Source organism: Microcoleus sp. LEGE 07076 (assembly GCF_015207455.1).
Classification (GTDB): domain Bacteria; phylum Cyanobacteriota; class Cyanobacteriia; order Cyanobacteriales; family Microcoleaceae; genus Microcoleus.
Genome location: NZ_JADEWV010000411.1, coordinates 1 through 2365 on the forward strand (window position 1 = coordinate 1; position 2365 = coordinate 2365).

The following is a 2365-nucleotide window of genomic DNA, read 5'->3' on the forward strand; positions in this document are numbered from 1 at the left end:
TAAGATAGAAACTTTGTACTGATCAGTCTACTAGATAACATCTCTGATGCTCAAACGATATCTGTCATTATATAAATGTGCCAAATAATCTGTATATTTAACTACCAAATTAGATGCGCTTACCCTGGTTCCTTTGTCTTGCAAAAAGTAAACTGTAGGAACGCGAGTGCTGAGAATTTCTTCTAAGCCATTGGTAAGTTTGATCTCAGAAAGACCTTGATTTGGGTCGCTACCAAAAGCTGTGCCACCTTTTTGCAGCACCTGTTTTTTGTCACCGGATTGCAGGTAAACTTCTCCGATGCTGGTAATGCTAAATTCCCGCGCTTTTCCCGGTTGCAATTGGGGGTCTACAAACTCGAATTGGAACTTTTCGCCTCCTTCGCGTTTGTAGCTTTGTAGCAATTCTTTAATTTGGGGATTTTGAATTGGGTCAAATACCCACACTTTGACTGGTTGTTGGAGGTTTCGCAGTATTTGTTGAGTCTGGGGGGCGAGGGTAAACTGTTGGCTTTCGGTTAAGTCGATGCGGAGGGGATAGCGAAATGCTATGAAGTTAATCACTGCGAGAATCACCAAGACTGCGGCGGTAGCAATTAGGGCGTTGGTGCCGGCTTGGGTGGAACGCTGCCCCCAAAAGCCTTGTTCGTGAGTTAAATATAGCAGCCCAAGTGCGATCGTCACTATTCCGGCAATAACTAGACCGACTGTCAGGGGTTCCCACACTCCGGATACAAGTGCTGCTGTTACCCCCGCTGCAGTGAGGAGGGGGCCCAGCCAAAAAATATATTTCCAATTTTTTTTTCTAATTTTCATAAGATAAATATGGGTTGACTATTTTCCGGTTCTAGAATCTTATTCATACCGCATTAGCCTGCAACCATGCTGTTAAATCAGACTGCTGTTTAAAATCCAGCACGGCATCTCCTAATTCTTCTAATTCCTCCATCCCTAATTGACGGATGCAGTTTTCTGTTTCGGGTTTGATTGTGCCTAAACGCCGCACGATTTGACGCAAAATTAAGGATAGCTGAGCGCTTTTTGTCACCTGGTCTTTGGCTAAATCTATGGCAATCTGCTGGTCTTGTATCCACAGTTCTTGGTTTTGCAATTCATTTAACTCTTTCTGATTGAAGTTGTCCTCGCTAGCAATTATCAAAGCTTTATGAATTTCGGGAACAGCCTTCAGTGTTTCTGGTATTGTTTCCAGAGTGCTGGTGTTTTTTAGAAGGTATATCCATTGGTCGGCGGTTGTTTCTAATTGCCCTAATTCTTTGCTGAATTTGGGCAGTTCGATAAATACTAATTCTATTTCAGTATCTGGATAATCAAACTGTTGCTCTTTTTCTTTGAAAACAAACCTAGTCAGAAATTCTGGCTGATTTTCAAACATTTCAAAGTCGGCAATTTTCAAGGAAACTACTGTTTTTAGTCTTTCGTAGCGTTCTTCTCCTGTTAATTGCACGCTGTAGCTTTTGGCAGCATTGTACAAAACTCTTTTCCCAAAGGAAGCCACGTTGATCAGTTGGATTTCAATGAGGGCGATTCGGTCGCCCTTAATTGTGGCTTTGACATCTAGCTGTGTGTCTACTCCGAAAGTTTGATTTCCTGGTGGGGATTTGATTATTTCTAAGTCTTCGATGACTGGCTGTGCTTCATAGAGGATGGCGTTTAAAAAATTAATCAGGATGTCTTTGCTGTCGCTGGAACTGAATATTTTTTTGAACGCAAAGTCTATTTTGGGATTTATAAATCTCATGGTTTGAGGTACTTTGTAGAATTTAACATTAATGGGGAATTGGGAATTGGGAATTGGGAATTGGGAATTGGGAATTGGTTGTTGTTCTTTGAATCTCCATCTCTGTCCTTCTCTCTTCCCTTTGGCTTCTGCTTCTAAGAACGCTGATATCGCAAGGCGTCGATGGATTGAGCGGTGAGAAATACTCCTAGAATGATGTAACTGGCAAACATAATTAAACTGCTGGTATCGAAAACTCCCTTGACAAGATTAGTGTAATGTGTTAATAGCGACAACTGTCCTAATGCTGCTCCGAAGGGGCCGCTAATAGCGACGGCGGCGGCGTCTATCACCCACAGAAATAATACTAGAGCGAAGGTGAGGATGGCTGATAAAATTGTGCTGTCTGTGAGGGAGGAAATAAACATTCCGAGGGATAATACTGCTGCTGCTAGGAGGATGAGGCCGCCGTGTCCTAGTAGGAGTACGCCGGGGGGTACGGGCTGACAGGTGTAGGTTTTTTACAATTAGGAGGAGTTACAAGCATAAAAGGCATCCACAGGAGTTTCAGGGAAAGAGCTCCAACGCTCAAGATGTATAGGAATATTGTTGAGTAGATTAGCCATCAGA

2 protein-coding genes and 1 pseudogene are annotated in these 2365 nt (G+C 42.7%); all 3 read right to left on the reverse strand.

The window, feature by feature from the left end:
* Positions 1-30: 30 nt before the first annotated feature.
* Positions 31-813 (reverse strand): Gldg family protein, encoded by a 783-nt coding sequence (locus tag IQ270_RS29735; protein WP_228056826.1) that lies wholly within the window; start codon positions 811-813, stop codon positions 31-33.
* Positions 814-856: 43 nt separating this feature from the next.
* Positions 857-1756: an Rpn family recombination-promoting nuclease/putative transposase gene (locus IQ270_RS29740; protein WP_193976695.1), complete on the reverse strand. Its 900-nt coding sequence runs from the start codon at positions 1754-1756 to the stop codon at positions 857-859.
* 134 nt (positions 1757-1890) lie between these two features.
* A pseudogene (locus IQ270_RS29745) lies at positions 1891-2238 on the reverse strand (ABC transporter permease); the annotation flags it as partial.
* Between the last annotated feature and the right edge of the window lie 127 nt (positions 2239-2365).